We start from the raw sequence: 16,210 nt of genomic DNA, 5'->3' as shown, positions 1-16,210 counted from the left end.
AACCTTGCAGAAGGCTATAATTTTTCAGCAACACGAAGCTTTGCACTTCTTGCTCTGTTATTTAATTTTATTTCTTCTTTCGTTGGAATAATTAAACCACCAACTTTTTTAAGTGGTACTTCAAAATTCCCAAACACATCTCGTTCTGGTTCTCCTTCAAATAAGCCATTTCTAATAAATCGTTTTACCAATCTATCTTCTAAAGAATGATATGAAATCATACTTAAACGTCCACCTTTCACCAAAATATCTGGTGTTTGTTGCAAAAACTCTTTTAATGCTTCAATCTCTTGATTCACCTCAATACGGATAGCCTGATAAATTTGAGCTAATACCTTATTCTCTTTTTGATGATTCAAAAACTTTTTAAGCGCTAACTTTAATTGCTCACTCGTTTTTATTTCATTTTCCTTTCGTGACGCTACAATTGCACTTGCCATTGCAGGAGCTTGTCGCAATTCTCCATATTGAAACAATACCTGCTTGATTTGCTCCTCGTCATAATCATTAATCACATGAAAAGCAGACAACTTATCATCTTGATTCATTCTCATATCCAATTCTGCTTCAAAGCGTGTAGAAAAACCACGTTCTGCAACATCAAATTGGTGTGATGAGACGCCAAAATCTGCTAAAATGCCATCGACCTGCTTTGCTCCATGAAATCTGAGAAAGCGTTTTGCATATCTAAAATTTTCATTAATTAATGTAAAACGATCATCATCAATTGTATTTAAAAGAGCGTCTTTATCTTGATCAAAAGCGAACAGCTTTCCGTTAGGACCTAGATGTTTTAATATTTCTTTGCTGTGACCACCACCTCCAAAGGTGACGTCTACATATATTCCGTCAGGCTTAATATTTAAACCTTCAACAGTTTCTTTGAGTAATACTGGGTTATGATAGTCCATCTTCATCGTCTTGTCCCATCACTTCTTCAGCTAAATCTGCAAAATCTCCAGTTGCGTCATCTATAGCTTTCTCGTATTTATCCTTATCCCAAATTTCAATAATGTTGATTGCAGATGACACTACAATTTCTTTTGTAATGCCTGAAAAAGCCACAAGGTCTTTTGGAATCAACAAACGTCCAGCAGAATCCACCTCAACTTGTTTTAAACCAGCAGTAAAACGACGAATGAAATCATTATTTTTCTTTTTGAAACGATTGAGTTTATTCACTTTTTGCATCAAAATTTCCCATTCAGTCATTGGATATAATTCCAAGCATGGCTGAAAAACCGCACGCTTAAGCACAAAACCATTTTGCAACACAGGAAGCAACTGCTTTTTTATGGCAGCAGGCAACATGAGCCGTCCTTTGGCATCAACTTTACACTCGTATGTTCCTATTAAAGGGTTCAAAATGATTGATTTACTTACTATAACGATTAAGAATCAAAGATATTGAAAAATTTACCACTATTTACCACTATATTCCACATTTGTTGATAAATTTATGATTTGCAAACTATTGAAGGGTTCAGGTTTCCGAATAAAAAACTATAAAACACTAATTATCAATGCTCTAATTTTCGAATATAAAAACCCATTTCAATTGTTAACATCTTAGTTCTCTGCAAACTTTAACGAGTGAAATAATGTGTTAGAGTTTTAATTGAAATACCTATATTTGTTTTTAAGTAAAATGACTAACCATTAATGGCACACCGTTTAAAGAAAGAGAAAGACTATAGGTATATTGAAGTTGGAGAAGGCAAACCTTTAATCGTTTTACACGGTTTAATGGGTGGCTTGAGTAACTTTGATGCAGTTACATCCTATTTTAGTGAGAAAGGCTACAAAGTGATCATTCCTGAGTTACCAATTTACACCATGTCATTAATCAAAACTAACGTTAAAAGTTTTGCTAAATACTTGCATGATTTTATAGAATTCCTTGGGTTTGAAGAGGTTATTCTACTCGGAAATTCGCTCGGTGGACATATTGGTCTTTATCACACAAAACTATATCCTAAAAAAGTTAAAGCGCTTATCATTACAGGAAGCTCTGGTTTATATGAAAGTGCAATGGGTGGAGGCTACACTAAACGTGGCGACTATGAAGTGATTAAGAAAAAAGCACAAGATGTGTTTTATGATCCTGAAGTTGCTACAAAAGAGATTGTGGATGAAGTTTACGAAACTGTAAATGACCGAAGCAAACTTATAAAAACTCTTGCCATTGCTAAAAGTGCTATTCGTCATAATATGGCTAAGGACTTACCAAAAATGACATTACCTGTTTGTATTATTTGGGGTAAAAATGACAATGTTACACCTCCAGAAGTCGCTACAGAATTTAACGAATTGTTACCAAATTCTGAATTGTTTTGGATTGACAAATGTGGTCATGCTGCAATGATGGAGCATCCTGAAGAATTCAATCGCATTTTAAATGATTGGTTGGTTGATAAAAAATTATAATTCTAAGAATTACGAACTAAAATATAATAGTATTAAAAACTAATACTCTAATTAAAAATAAGATTCCCGTTTTCATAGGAACTAAAGATGGTAATAAAAACAGCTGAATTTATAGTAAGTAATTCTGAAGTGGACAAATGTCCAAAAGATCAGATACCAGAATATGCCTTTATTGGTCGAAGTAATGTTGGAAAGTCTTCTTTAATCAACATGATTACCAATCATAAAAACTTAGCTAAAACCTCAGGACGTCCAGGAAAAACGCAACTTATCAATCATTTCTTAATTAATAAAGAGTGGTTTTTAGTGGATTTACCTGGTTATGGATATGCTAAGGTTTCTAAAACTGCGAAACGAAAATTCCAAAAATTTATCACTAATTATTTTGAAAAGCGACGTCAATTAGTCTCTGCTTTTATTCTTGTAGATATTAGACATGAACCTCAAAAAATAGATTTAGAGTTTATGGAATATTTGGGTGTTAGCGAAATTCCGTTTTCTATTATATTCACTAAAGCAGATAAACTCAAGCCAAAAGCTATTGAACGTAATGTTGAAGACTACTGTAAAAAAATGCTTGAGACTTGGGAAGAAGTCCCTAATTACTTAGTAACCTCATCATCAAAAGCTATTGGACGAGACGAAGTTTTACAGTTTATAAGTGACACGAATACTGAGATTGAGGGCTTACGTTAAATTAAGACTTCACATCTAAAGCATCTCTCAACGCATTACCAATTAACATAAATGCCATCACTAAAACCATGATACATACTCCTGGAATTAAGGCTAAATAAGGCTTACCTAGAATAATATAATTGTAGTGATCTTTGATCATTGCTCCCCAACTTGCCATTGGTGGTTGTGCTCCTATACCTAAGAAACTTAATCCACTTTCTATTAATATAGCAGCTGCAAAATTAGCTGCAGATATCACAATAATTGGCGCCATGATATTTGGCAAAATGTGCTTGGTGATAATTCTATAATCATTGAACCCTAATGCTCTGGCTGCAGTGACATATTGCATTTCTTTTGCGCTAATTATTTGTCCGCGAACAACTCTTGCCACTTCAACCCACATGGTTAAACCTACGGCAATGAAAACTTGCCAAAAGCCTTTTCCTAAAGCTAAAGTAATTGCGATCACTAACAAAAGTGTTGGGATAGACCAAGTGACATTGATGATCCACATGATGAAGGCATCAATTTTTCCTCCGTAGTATCCTGCAATACTTCCGAAGAAAATACCAATAACTAACGAAATGAATACTGCGATAAATCCAATAGAAAATGAAATCCTTGAGCCCACTAACACTCTGCTGAGAAGATCTCTACCGTATTTATCGGTTCCGAAGAGAAAGGTTTTATTTTGAATATAGGATTTATAATCATTGTTTGGAAACACATTTATATTGATTGATTTATCGGCTCCTATTAATCCATCTGAAGCGTATTCAGTGTAATATATTGTATTCTTTTCTATAGTATATTCTGAAATTGGAATCTCTATATCACTACTTTGCGTACCGAATAATAATTTAGAAGCGAAGTTTTGATTGTTTTCAATTTCCGAAGGAATACTAAGCATTTGCACCTCAAATCCTGGACGTTCTGAATGGATTGACAAGTGCATTTGATTGGCATTTTGAGAATTGTCTGGAGCAATTACGTAAGCCAATAAAGACATGAAACCTATAATCACAATTAAGCAAAAACTTAAAACGCCCCAAAAATTCTTCTTGAATTTTCGGAGCGCTAATTGTGATAATGAGTCGCTTGTTTTTGACATTCTAATTTTTTACAGACGTCGCTACTTTTTTAATTTCGTAGGTCATTTTAAGGTCATTTAATACATTAAGCGCCTCTTCGATATAAACATCCTTACTTAAGCTAGCATGCCAACGTACACGTTTTTCTTTTAAAATAGAATCTTTACTCATCATTGTCATTTCATAAGGCAATGATTCAAAAGTTAAGTTTGTTGTGTAATCAGACAATTTTTCAAAACGCTTAGACTCTTCTTGATTGATGTCTAATGTCTTTTTATAATCTGCATAATTGAGTGAGTACATTTCTCTATCTCTAATTCTCTTAACCCATTGCGCATTGTCATCAATAAGTTTTAACTGCTCATTGTTTGCCATACGTTCTTTACTTTTTGCGATGGTTGTGTCATAATCATAATAACTACCCCAAACTTTATACTCTGCTGCTTGAATTTTATCCCAAGCTAATGGGTTTTCTTGATCTTTTTCTCCAATATCGATATAGCTATAACGGTCTGGAACAACGACATCACTTTTCACACCTTCTAATTGAGTTGAACCTCCATTAATTCTATAGAATTTTTGAGTTGTAAATTTCAAAGCTCCCATATCGCCTTCACTATTTTGTCTTACCATACGGTTTAAATCTAGCACGTTTTGCACTGTTCCTTTACCGTAAGTTTGCTTACTACCAATGACGATTGCTCTTTTATAATCTTGCATTGCAGCAGCTAAAATTTCTGAAGCTGATGCTGATAATTCATTTACCAAGATCACTAATGGACCATCCCAAACGATAGATTTATCTCTATCATTTAAAATTTCTTTAGGTTCTCCAGCTGTTTTTACTTGTACAATTGGACCTTCTTCAATAAATAGTCCACCCATATCAACTACTGTTTGTAAAGATCCTCCTCCATTATTTCTCAAATCAAGTACGATTCCTTCAACACCTTCTGCTTTTAAACGTTCTAATTCTAGTTTGATATCTGAAGCTGCATTCCGTTTGTTATAATCTTCAAAGTCTACATAAAATTTCGGAAGATTTATAACACCATATTTCTTATCATCTTTAATTACTGTTGATGATTTTGCATATGTCTCTTCTAATTCTACAATATCTCTTTTAATTGTAATGTCTTCAATTGTACCATCTACTTTTTTAAGTGTCAAGGTTACATTAGTTCCTTTTGGGCCTTTAATAAATTTAATAGCATCATCTAAACGCATCCCAACAATATTGATACCTTCCTCTTCATCTTCTTGACGCACTTTCATTATTTGATCACCAACTTCTAACTCATTTTGTCTCCAAGCTGGTCCACCACTAATAATTTCGTTTACAATTGTAGCATCCATTTTTTTCTGAAGTCTTGCTCCAATACCTTCAAAATTCCCAGACATGGCAACATCAAAACGGTCTTTATCTTCTGGCGCAAAATAGAATGTATGTGGATCAAACTCCTCTACAATTGCATTAATATAAACTGCAAACCAATCTTTACGTTGTCTATCATCTATAAAATCATAAAGCTCATCTAAAGATCTTTTAGTTGCATCTCTAGCTTCTACTTCTAAATCTTTTGGAGATTTTTTTAATATTTCAGTATTTGCTTTTTGAAGTTTTTCAAAAGCAGCAGCACTCATATCCTCAAGAGTAATATCATTGCTTTTAGCAAATTCTTGATCACTCAACAAATCATCATAATTAGCAATAGTAGAAAATTTGAGTTGTTGTCTCCAACGTTCTTTCATTTGCTTTTTAGAATTCACGTATTCTAATTTTTCGTAGTCTGTTGAAAAATCTTCAGCTACCGTAAAATCAAAAGGCTCAGATAACACTTCTTTATACAGGTTTTTAGATTCTGAAATTCGCTTTAATAAACGCTCGTGCGTTAAATTAAAAAACGAGAGATCATATGCTTTGATTTGATCATCAATCTGATCTTTATACGCTTCAAACTCTTTAATGTCTGACGCATAAAAATAGCGTTTAAATGGATCTAGTTGTTCTAAGTAATCTGTGAACACTTCTTCAGAAAACCCATCGTTTATTTCTTGTGGACTAAAATGCCCTTCTTCTAAAACGTAAGTTATCAATTGAATTAACAATTTATCTTTGTTTGGGTCTTGAAATTTCTTCGTCGTAAAACTGCAAGAGGCAAAAGCTAATAGTAAAACTAGTAGCGACAGTTTATAATTCCTTTTCATCATATTAATCATATTTTATTAAATGTAAATTAAATTAACCGTTATATAAATCAAGGTTAATAAAACATGTAGGTTATTTACATAATTTCTACTAAAGTAAAAGAAAAAATCATGCCAATAAAATGAGAAGCTAATAATTTTTTGTTAAACCTTTATTTATAGGAATTTTAAACCCCTTTGTGTATTTTAGCAATACCTAATACATTAGAAAAAACAATACATTTTTTATGTCTCAAAAGCCACTTATTTTAGTAACCAACGATGATGGAATTACAGCTCCAGGAATTAGAACTTTAATAGAAGTCATGAACACTATTGGAGACGTTGTTGTCGTTGCTCCAGATAGTCCACAAAGTGGTATGGGACACGCTATAACCATTAACTCCACACTTCATATTGAAAAAGTAACCATTGACAAAGGCAAACAAGAAGAATACAGTTGCTCTGGCACTCCTGCAGACTGCGTAAAACTTGGTGTTAAGCAAATTTTAGAGAGACGTCCAGATTTATGTGTCTCAGGTATAAATCACGGTTCTAATTCATCAATAAATGTGATATATTCTGGCACAATGAGTGCAGCAATAGAAGCTGGTGTTGAGGGAATTCCTGCTATAGGATTTTCATTGTGTGATTATAATTGGAGTGCTAATTTTGAGCAGTGCAAAACTTATATTAAAACTATTGCAGAAAACGTTTTAAAACATGGTCTGGATAGCGGAACTGTGTTAAACGTAAACTTTCCGAAGTTAGAAAAAAAAGAACTCAAAGGCATTAAAATCTGCCGACAAGCTAAAGCTAATTGGGAAGAAGAATTTGATAAACGTCAAAATCCTAATGGTAAAGATTATTACTGGCTTACTGGTAAATTTGTAAATTTGGATAATGGTGAAGATACAGATGAATGGGCTTTGGCTAATGGCTATGTATCTGTTGTACCAGTTCAATTTGACTTAACTGCGCACCATAGTATTCAAGAATTAAACACATGGACATTTGATGAAAAATAAAAATATAATTATTGGTATTATCGTAGGATTAGTTTGCAGTATTGTTGGACTTATTTTGGTTCTTTTATTCTTCGGAAAAGGGAATTCTTTAAACGATTCGCTTGACATTGCAATTAATCAAGGTGTTTTTACTAAATTGATGAGTATGGGAGCAATTTTAAACCTTGCAGCTTTTTTCCTATTTATAAAACAAAATCAAGATTCAAAAGCACAAGGTGTTCTTATTGCAACAGTAATTGTAGCCATAGCAACCTTAATTATTAGATTTATTTAAACACATGAACCGAGCATTTCTATAATTATTTTTTTTTTTAAATAATTATTAATTGTGAGAACCATATGACCGTTAAAAAACAATAAAAATACCTCATGAAATACTACATCATAGCTGGCGAAGCCTCTGGAGATCTTCATGCGTCCAATTTAATGAAAGCATTATATCAACAAGATGTTGATGCAGATATTAGATTTTGGGGTGGCGATTTGATGCAAGCTGTTGGTGGTACTTTAGTAAAACACTATAAAGAACGACAGTTTATGGGTTTTGCTGAAGTTGTTATGAATCTTCGGAAGATTCTCGGACTCATAAAATTTTGCAAAGCTGATATTGAAAAGTTTCAACCAGACGTCATTATTTTTGTTGATAATTCTGGATTCAACTTACGCATTGCTAAATGGGCTAAAGAGCGCAAATTCAAAACGCACTATTACATTTCTCCACAAGTTTGGGCTTCTAGAGCAGGTCGTGTAGAAAAAATTAAGAATGATGTCGATGCTATGTATGTGATTCTTCCGTTTGAAAAAGAATTTTACGCCAAATATAATTATGACGTCCATTTTGTTGGTCATCCTTTAATTGATGCTATTGCAGATCGTACTCAGGTGAATCCATTTGAATTTAGAGAAGCACACAAATTATCTGAAAAACCAATAATTGCACTACTTCCAGGAAGCAGAAAACAAGAAATCACGAAAATGCTTGGTGTTATGCTTAGTCTTGTTAATGATTTCTCAGACTATCAATTTGTAATTGCAGGTGCTCCTAGTCAGGATTTTGAGTTTTATAAACCGTTTATCAAACAAGATAATGTCGCTTTTATATCTAATAAAACATATGATTTATTAAGTGTATCAACTGCAGCTTTAGTTACATCTGGAACTGCAACTCTAGAAACTGCACTTTTTAAAGTCCCTCAAGTAGTTTGCTATAAAGCCAATGCTATTTCTTATCAAATAGCAAAACGTATTATTACTCTAAAATATATCTCGTTAGTGAATCTTATTATGGATCGCGAAGTGGTTACAGAATTAATTCAAGGTGATTTAAATACTAAAAGACTTAAAGCAGAACTGACTAAAATTCTAGATGAGGATAATCGAATTAAATTCTTTATTGAGTATTATGATTTAGAGAAAAAATTAGGTGGAAAAGGTGCTAGTGAAAAAACGGCTAAGTTGATTTATGAGAATATCCAAAAATAATCGTAATTATAACCAAGCTGTCCTAAAAGCTCACTCAAAGGTGTTATAATTAATAATGCAGTTAATAAATATACCGTTACTTTTGTTGATAACGATCTTTTTTTCACATTAACGTATGTATCTTCAAACCCTAAAGTATATTGCTCGAGTTCTAAATTATCATTTTCTGGGAGTTTCAAAGGTTGTTTATTAAATATTTTATTGATTAGCAAAAAGAATGCAATTACACCTAAAAATATGAATACACTATATATTGATATTCCTGAATAGGCTCTAGGACCATGACCAAAAATATTTAAAGAATAATAAATCATAACAATTTCCAATTTACACTTGAATATACAAAAATCAGAAGTAATAATAACTAGTTGTAAATAACATTGTTGAAAACCCAAACGTTATTTATTCTATAAGGCAACTTAATTCTATATTTTTAGCCTCTATTACTAAACTTTTACATGAAAAAAATTATCCTCATTCTTATTTTAAGTATCTTTTTTGCGAGTTGTAACTCATCCAAACGTGTTGTCACCAAAAAATCAAAAACGACTAAAACGACTAAAACGACTAAAAAACGTAACTCATCTCCTTCTGCTTCAACACCTAAAACAGTTGCAAACATTATTGATTACGCAAAAACATTTGAAGGTACACGTTATAAGTATGGTGGTACTACAAAAAAAGGCATGGATTGTTCTGGTCTTATAGTCACTGCATTTAAAAAAGAAAATATTGTATTACCAAGAACCACTGCAGATCTATCAAAACGTGGTGATTGGATTGATGTTAAAAAACTAAAAGAAGGTGATTTAGTATTTTTTGCAACAAGCAAAAATAGCCGTCGCGTCAATCATGTAGGCATTGTCACCTCAAGTAGACCTGGTCATGTAGAGTTTATTCACGCATCATCAAGTAGAGGCGTTATGATATCAAACCTTGCAGAAAGATATTGGTACCAAGCTTACGTACAAGCTAGACGTGTACTTTAGTACATAGTAAACGTATAGATTATTTTCTCTAAATATAGATTATTTACTATATTTAGAATGTGAAACCTCTTAATTCTATTCTAATTAAACTAACCCTAGGCCTCATTATTGGTATAGCGATTAGTCACTACATCACTTTAACTCTTCATGCTTTAATTTATAATATATTATTTCTTCTATTTGCACTTGGCATTAGTTTTTATCTCTCTAATAAAACATTTAAAAAGACCATCTGGTTTGGCTGTATCACATATACACTAATGATTCTCTTAGGATCACTGACTTACCAAACTCACAATCAAATAAATTTTGACAAGCATTACACAAAACATATAGATACAGAAAACAGCCAACCTAAATTAATCAGTTTTAAAATTCAAGAACGTCTTAAGCCATCAGCATATTATGATAAATATGTTATTAAACTTATCGACATTGATAATAAATCTGTGTATGGAAAATGTCTGCTAAATATTTCAAAAGATAGTCTAGACGTTTCATATCATATAGACGATGTTCTAATTGCTTATACAGATTTTAAGTCTTTACCATTTCCTCTAAACCCTAATCAATTTAATTATAAAGCTTATTTAGAAAAGCAATATATCTATCATCAAATAAGTATTAAGAATCATTCAATGTTGCAAGTTGAAACACCAGAAACAACTATATATGGTATTGCAGATCAACTCAGGCAAACTATAAATAGTAAACTACTATATTATAATTTTAAACCTGAAGAATTATCAATTATCAACGCCTTATTACTTGGCCAACGTCAAGATTTGAGTCAGGACATACAAGAAAATTATGTCAACGCTGGAGCTATTCACATTCTAGCCGTTTCTGGATTACATGTAGGGATTATACTACTAATTCTTTCACATGTATTAAAACCAATTGAACGTTTTAGAAAAGGGAAATTTATAAAGGTCATAATTCTTATCTCACTCTTATGGTCTTTTGCGCTTATTGCTGGATTATCGGCATCGGTCACAAGAGCAGTAACCATGTTTAGTATTGTATCTATTGCGCTTCATTGGAAACGTGCCACAAATATTTACAACACCTTAGCATTTTCTATATTTATTCTTCTACTTTGTAAACCATTATTTTTATTTGATGTCGGATTTCAAATGAGTTATTTGGCCGTTTTAGCTATTGTAAGCATCCAACCATTACTCTATAAACTTTGGCAACCAAAATGGAAAGTCATCGATTACTTTTGGCAAATACTAACCGTAACTATTGCTGCACAGTTTGGAGTGGTTCCCATTAGTTTATACTATTTTCATCAATTTCCAGGCTTATTTTTGATCTCTAATTTGGCAATAATTCCATTTTTAGGACTCATTTTAGGCATTGGCATTTTAGTAATTGTGCTCGCATTACTAAATAATTTACCTCAATTTCTTGCAAATCTTTACGGACTTATAATAAGAGTAATGAATGCTATTGTAGGTTGGGTTTCAAATCAAGAACTGTATGTGTTAAAAAACATCTCATTTGACATTCCGCATGTATTAGCTTTTTATAGCTTAATTATCACATCTGTATTTATATTTAAAAAACGAGATTTTAAACGTATAGCGCTTTTCTTAATTTCAATAGTATTGGTTCAAGGTGTTTATATACATTCAACATTTAAAAACAATAACGAATCGTTTAGCATACTTCACAAAAGTCGTTATAGTGTGATCATGCACAAAGTAAATTCAGAATTAAAAGTAGCACACAACTTTGATAGTATAACGTTATCTAAAGATAAAATGATTGCTAATTATAGCGTCGGAAATTTTATAACTTCAAGCACGTTAGATACACTAAAATCTGTGTATCAATTCAAGAATAAGACAATACTAATTATTGACAGTTTGGGTGTTTATAATGTGAAAAGTTTTGAACCAGATTATCTATTACTTCGCAATTCTCCAAAGTTAAATATGGAACGTGTTATTGATTCTATCAACCCTAAATATATTATTGCAGATGGCAGTAATTATACATCGTATGTGAATCGTTGGGAACAAACTTGCTTAAAAAGAAAACTCCCTTTTCACCATACTAGGAAAAAGGGAGCTTTTATTATAAAGTAATGTATTATCTATTCTTGGAATTCAGATTTAAACGCTTTGTAATACGTATTAAATTCATCTTGAGTTGTAATAGCTTTATAGTCGTTAGATTGAAATAACTTTAAATATAACTCTATTTGTTTTGGCTTCATATATCCACTAATTGGTTGTATCACATTTCCGTCTTCATCAAAATAAACTATAGTTGGATAAGCTCTAACTCCTAAATGACGTGACAATTCATGAACGCTATTTCTGCGATTTTTAAGTTCTTCTTTATATCCTGAATTTGTAAATTCTGCACCTTTATAGTTTACAACAGAATTACCTTCAGCATTAAACTTTACAGCATAAAAATTCTTGTTTACATACGCTACAACATCTTTATTATGAAACGTATTTTTATCAAGCATTTTACAAGGACCACACCAATTGGTATAGACATCCATCATAATTTTTTTAGGCTTTTTCTTTTGAGCTGCCAGAGCTTCTTCAAAAGTCATCCAATTAATTTCTTGTGATTGTGCTATTGCTGCACTTGAAAACATCAAGGCGATTGCAAATAAAATAAGTACTTTTTTCATAATTTGATTTGTTGCAAAAGTTGTTCCGAACTTACAAAAAATGCTCCAAATGTGGAGCATTTTAAGTTATTTTAACGATATGATGCCAATTTTCTCTTTAAAATCACTTATCAAAATGAGGCTTTTCCATTAATGCTTCAAAATAAAAAGAAGCCTCAACTATGGCAATGCCTTATTTTTCTTTATTGCCTAAATGAAAAATACTAAATTTTCATTTGAATAATTAAAAAGAGAAAATTGGCAATAATCAATTAACGAACACCATGCATTAATTTTTTGAGAACAGGATTTAATATCATAGATATGATGCCTATAGCTGCAGGAACTAATGTAAATATTAAAAAGAACGTACTTAATGAATATTCTGCTGTGATTTTATCAATCATTCCTCCCATGGAACCAGCTGCTTTATTCCCTATTGCAATAGCTAGATACCAAATCCCAAACATAAAACCAATCATACGACCAGGAACTAGTTTACTCAAGTAAGATAAGCCTACAGGAGAAATACAAAGTTCACCCATAGTATGGAACAGATAAGCCAAAATTAAAAATATCATACTCACAGATGCTGTTTTTGCACCTTGTTCTATTCCTAAAGTTCCAAATACCAAAATACCAAAACCTAGACCAAGTAATACAAGACCAATACCATACTTCATCGCTACGCTAGGATTATATTTACTTTCCCACCACTTAGAAAACAATGGAGCAAGTGTAATTATAAAAAATGAATTTAAAATCCCAAACCATGTAGGATCGACCTCAGTAGTGTCTTTGCTAAACTCATTAAACACCTTATAGAAAACTACAATCCATAAAAAAACAAAAGTCAATCCTAATACAATATTTGAAGCTGCAATTTTACTATATGTCTTTTTAAATAACATATATAAAACCCAACTAATAATTCCTAATGGTACTATTGTTAATATCGTATCAATAATTTTAAATATCATACCAGATGATCCGGTTAATACTCTATCTGTATAATCTCTAGCAAATAAAGTCATTGATCCTAAAGACTGTTCAAATGCTGCAAAAAAGAAAACTGTAAAAATTCCGAAAATAGATACTGCAATAATTCGATCTCTTACAATCCTTGAGTAACGTGAAATTCTACTTATAATCAAGAACAAAAACATGAATAATGCAGCAAGAATGGTAACATTAGAACCTTCCATATCTCCAATGGAAAACGGCAACAGATTTATGCCTTCAATTTTCGATAATGGATCATTAAATAAATATAACAAACCACCTAAGGCAGATAATACTATCAGCACTTTATCAAACATTGTAAATGGATTCAACTTTTCTCCATCATCATCTCTTATGTGTTCTTTAGGACTTTCCTCATTAATATTTTGAGGTAATTCTACTTCATGAATCTTTGATGGTCTTTCTCCTATTTGACCGAATAAATCCTTTGCTAACCAAAACTGAACTAAACCTCCAAGCATGAATATTCCTGCAAGACCAAATCCATAACTCCAACCTAAATTTGAAGCTAAATAACCACAAAGCATCATTCCGAAGAAAGCTCCAGCATTAACACCCATATAATAAATGGTATATGCTCCATCTTTTTTAGATTCTTTGCCTTTATACATTTCAGAAATCATCGATGTCATGTTAGGTTTAAAAAAACCAGTACCAATAACCAACAGCGCTAAACCTACATATAAAGACCATGTTGTTTCAAAAACCATAAATGCATGACCAAGCATCATTATGAAACAACCAATAATAACAGCCCATTTATAACCTGTTATTTTATCTGCTAACCAACCACCAATTATTGGTGTGAGATAAAGCAAAGACGAGTAGGTTCCTATTAATGCCAGAGCATTTTCACGAGACCACTCCCAACCTGGATTATCACTCAAATATGGTGCTGTTAAAAATAGTACTAATAAAATTTTCATTCCGTAGAAAGAAAAACGTTCCCACATTTCAGTAAAAAAGATCACAAATAATCCTGCTGGATGACCAATGACCTTGTCTTTAAATAGATTTTCGATATCTGTATTCATATGTAGTAAATTAATTTAGAAAAGAAAAACCCTTGCACTATTTAAATGCAAGGGCTTTATAATATATATTATTCGTCTGCTAATTCAAAACCTTCAGTCTCATCATTATGAATTATGCGCTCGTTATCTTCTGCACCATGAGTAAGGCGTTTTAATGGTTTTAATAATAAAATCACAAGTAATCCAAAAATAACTGTAAATATTGTAATCCCAGAGAAAATAGCATACTCTCCAAATTTTGAAGCAGACTCACCTATTACTCCAGCTACTTTGTTTCCTAGACCTGTAGCAGCAAAATAAACACCCATCATTAGTGAGGCATATTTTACAGGTGCTAATTTTGTAATAAAAGAGAGTGCCACTGGAGAAGAACATAATTCTCCAATAGTATGAAATAAATATGCTAATACTAACCATTGCATTCCTGAGCTTCCATCTGCATTATATTCTGCAGCTGCAAAAATCATAAATACAAATCCAAGTCCCATAATCATGGTACCAACTGCCATCTTAAATAATGATGACGCCTCTTTACCTTTTAATTTACGTTTTGCCCAATATCCTGCAACTAAGGTTGCAAAAATGATTATAAATCCTGCATTTAAGCCTTGAAACCACGTTGCTGGTATTTCCCAACCAAATAGCATTCTATCTGTATTTGTCTTCGTATAAATACTCATTAAACCTCCTGCTTGCTCAAAAGCTCCCCAGAATACGATAACTATTAAAAATGAAAGTAATAATACCAAATAACGATCTTTAGATATTTGGTTTTCTAAATTTTTATAAATCATCATCATAACTCCTGCAACCACAGCAATAAAGATGTATAAAGCTGTATAACCCCAACTATCTACTCCATCATAAGTATATCCTGCGTAAACAGCATAAGCCATTATAATTAATACAATACCTAAGTTAACAGGTGATTTCATTAAATCGCCAAGTAACTTACTAATTGAGACATCGTTCTTCTTATCCTCTAGAGTTGGTTTATTTCCAACATTAATTAAGAATTTCTGTCCGTATAAATAAACTATCAAACCTAATAACATTGCAATTCCTGCAAGTCCGAAACCATAATGCCATCCAATTTTTTCACCAACATAACCAACTATAAATGTTGCTAATAGTGATCCTAAATTAATACCAATATAAAAAATACTAAATCCTTTATCTCTTCTAATATCGCCTTGTTTGTATAAACCACCAACCATTGTAGAAATATTTGGTTTTAAAAGTCCAACACCTAATATAATAAGTGCTAAACCTGTGTAAAAAGCCCACATTTCATCAAAGGCTAAAATTCCATGACCTGCTACTAAGGTTAAAGCTCCATAGAGCACAGCTTTCTTTTGCCCTAAAATTTTATCTGCTATCATACCACCTGGTATTGACATGACGTATACTAACATCGTATACCATCCATAAAGCATTATTGATTCTGAGCTTAACCATCCTAATCCAGGATTATCAGCTGTTGTTTTCTCAACTAAATAGAGTGTTAATAGTGCGCGCATTCCGTAGTAAGAAAAACGTTCCCACATTTCTGTAAAGAATAAAACATAGAGACCTACTGGATGTCCCCAAAGTTCTTTTTGATGTGGTTGTTTAATTGTTGCTGACATAA

15 protein-coding genes are annotated in these 16,210 nt (G+C 32.1%); 7 read left to right on the top strand and 8 right to left on the bottom strand.

Annotation, left to right across the window (positions count from 1 at the left end; genetic code table 11):
• Positions 1–14 precede the first annotated feature (14 nt).
• Together rsmH and mraZ are read right to left on the bottom strand one after the other, a co-directional pair.
• Positions 15–911: a 16S rRNA (cytosine(1402)-N(4))-methyltransferase RsmH gene (rsmH, locus tag WNY78_RS02425; RefSeq protein WP_342871582.1), complete on the bottom strand. Its 897-nt coding sequence runs from the start codon at positions 909–911 to the stop codon at positions 15–17.
• Positions 898–1,365: a division/cell wall cluster transcriptional repressor MraZ gene (gene mraZ / locus WNY78_RS02420; RefSeq protein WP_342871581.1), complete on the bottom strand. Its 468-nt coding sequence runs from the start codon at positions 1,363–1,365 to the stop codon at positions 898–900. Before mraZ ends, rsmH begins: the two co-directional genes overlap by 14 nt.
• Before the next feature lie 297 nt (positions 1,366–1,662).
• Here mraZ and WNY78_RS02415 point away from each other — a divergent pair, with 297 nt between their 5' ends.
• Both WNY78_RS02415 and yihA read left to right on the top strand, forming a co-directional pair.
• Positions 1,663–2,427 carry an alpha/beta hydrolase gene (locus WNY78_RS02415; protein ID WP_342871580.1) on the top strand — a complete coding sequence of 255 codons (765 nt, stop codon included), beginning with the start codon at positions 1,663–1,665 and terminating at the stop codon, positions 2,425–2,427.
• Between the two features lie 87 nt (positions 2,428–2,514).
• Positions 2,515–3,123: a ribosome biogenesis GTP-binding protein YihA/YsxC gene (yihA, locus tag WNY78_RS02410; RefSeq protein ID WP_342871579.1), complete on the top strand. Its 609-nt coding sequence runs from the start codon at positions 2,515–2,517 to the stop codon at positions 3,121–3,123.
• 1 nt (position 3,124) lies between these two features.
• Here the strand turns inward: yihA and WNY78_RS02405 are convergent, their stop codons facing one another.
• Together WNY78_RS02405 and WNY78_RS02400 are read right to left on the bottom strand one after the other, a co-directional pair.
• The gene (locus WNY78_RS02405) at positions 3,125–4,219 is read right to left on the bottom strand and encodes an ABC transporter permease (protein WP_342871578.1); all 1,095 of its coding nucleotides are present in this window, start codon (positions 4,217–4,219) and stop codon (positions 3,125–3,127) included.
• A gap of 1 nt (position 4,220) precedes the next feature.
• A complete protein-coding gene (locus WNY78_RS02400; protein WP_342871808.1) occupies positions 4,221–6,407 on the bottom strand; it encodes a carboxy terminal-processing peptidase in 2,187 nt (728 codons plus the stop codon).
• Between the two features lie 227 nt (positions 6,408–6,634).
• Between WNY78_RS02400 and surE the strand changes: the two genes are divergently transcribed.
• The 3 genes from surE (at position 6,635) to lpxB (ending at position 8,896) form a co-directional block, all read left to right on the top strand.
• On the top strand, positions 6,635–7,414 hold the full coding sequence (gene surE / locus WNY78_RS02395) for a 5'/3'-nucleotidase SurE (RefSeq protein WP_342871577.1): 780 nt from the start codon (positions 6,635–6,637) through the stop codon (positions 7,412–7,414).
• A complete protein-coding gene (locus WNY78_RS02390) occupies positions 7,404–7,688 on the top strand; it encodes a hypothetical protein (RefSeq protein ID WP_342871576.1) in 285 nt (94 codons plus the stop codon). The genes surE and WNY78_RS02390 overlap by 11 nt, the downstream gene beginning before the upstream one ends.
• A 95-nt stretch (positions 7,689–7,783) precedes the next feature.
• Entirely contained in the window at positions 7,784–8,896 is a 1,113-nt protein-coding gene (lpxB, locus tag WNY78_RS02385; protein WP_342871575.1) for a lipid-A-disaccharide synthase, read from the top strand.
• On the opposite strand, the gene WNY78_RS02380 is transcribed toward lpxB, so the two are convergent.
• The gene (locus tag WNY78_RS02380; protein WP_342871574.1) at positions 8,875–9,210 is read right to left on the bottom strand and encodes a hypothetical protein; all 336 of its coding nucleotides are present in this window, start codon (positions 9,208–9,210) and stop codon (positions 8,875–8,877) included. The genes lpxB and WNY78_RS02380 overlap by 22 nt on opposite strands.
• 144 nt (positions 9,211–9,354) lie before the next feature.
• Here WNY78_RS02380 and WNY78_RS02375 point away from each other — a divergent pair, with 144 nt between their 5' ends.
• Positions 9,355–9,885 (top strand): C40 family peptidase, encoded by a 531-nt coding sequence (locus tag WNY78_RS02375; RefSeq protein WP_342871573.1) that lies wholly within the window; start codon positions 9,355–9,357, stop codon positions 9,883–9,885.
• A 59-nt stretch (positions 9,886–9,944) separates the two neighbouring features.
• Positions 9,945–11,981, top strand: coding sequence for a ComEC/Rec2 family competence protein (locus tag WNY78_RS02370; protein WP_342871572.1), 2,037 nt, complete (start codon positions 9,945–9,947; stop codon positions 11,979–11,981).
• Positions 11,982–11,989: 8 nt separating this feature from the next.
• Here the strand turns inward: WNY78_RS02370 and WNY78_RS02365 are convergent, their stop codons facing one another.
• The 3 genes from WNY78_RS02365 to WNY78_RS02355 all read right to left on the bottom strand — a co-directional run bounded on the left by WNY78_RS02365 (position 11,990) and on the right by WNY78_RS02355 (position 16,208).
• Positions 11,990–12,544: a thioredoxin fold domain-containing protein gene (locus WNY78_RS02365; protein ID WP_342871571.1), complete on the bottom strand. Its 555-nt coding sequence runs from the start codon at positions 12,542–12,544 to the stop codon at positions 11,990–11,992.
• Between the two features lie 251 nt (positions 12,545–12,795).
• Complete coding sequence (locus WNY78_RS02360) at positions 12,796–14,580, bottom strand: peptide MFS transporter (protein ID WP_342871570.1); 1,785 nt, start codon at positions 14,578–14,580, stop codon at positions 12,796–12,798.
• A 68-nt stretch (positions 14,581–14,648) separates the two neighbouring features.
• Positions 14,649–16,208, bottom strand: a complete 1,560-nt coding sequence (locus tag WNY78_RS02355; protein WP_342871569.1) for a peptide MFS transporter — start codon at positions 16,206–16,208, stop codon at positions 14,649–14,651.
• Positions 16,209–16,210 lie beyond the last annotated feature (2 nt).

This window comes from Psychroserpens sp. AS72 (assembly GCF_038900375.1).
Taxonomy (GTDB): Bacteria; Bacteroidota; Bacteroidia; order Flavobacteriales; family Flavobacteriaceae; genus Psychroserpens.
The sequence above is the reverse complement of the archived record's forward strand: the minus strand, read 5'-3'. Positions and strand labels throughout refer to the sequence as shown.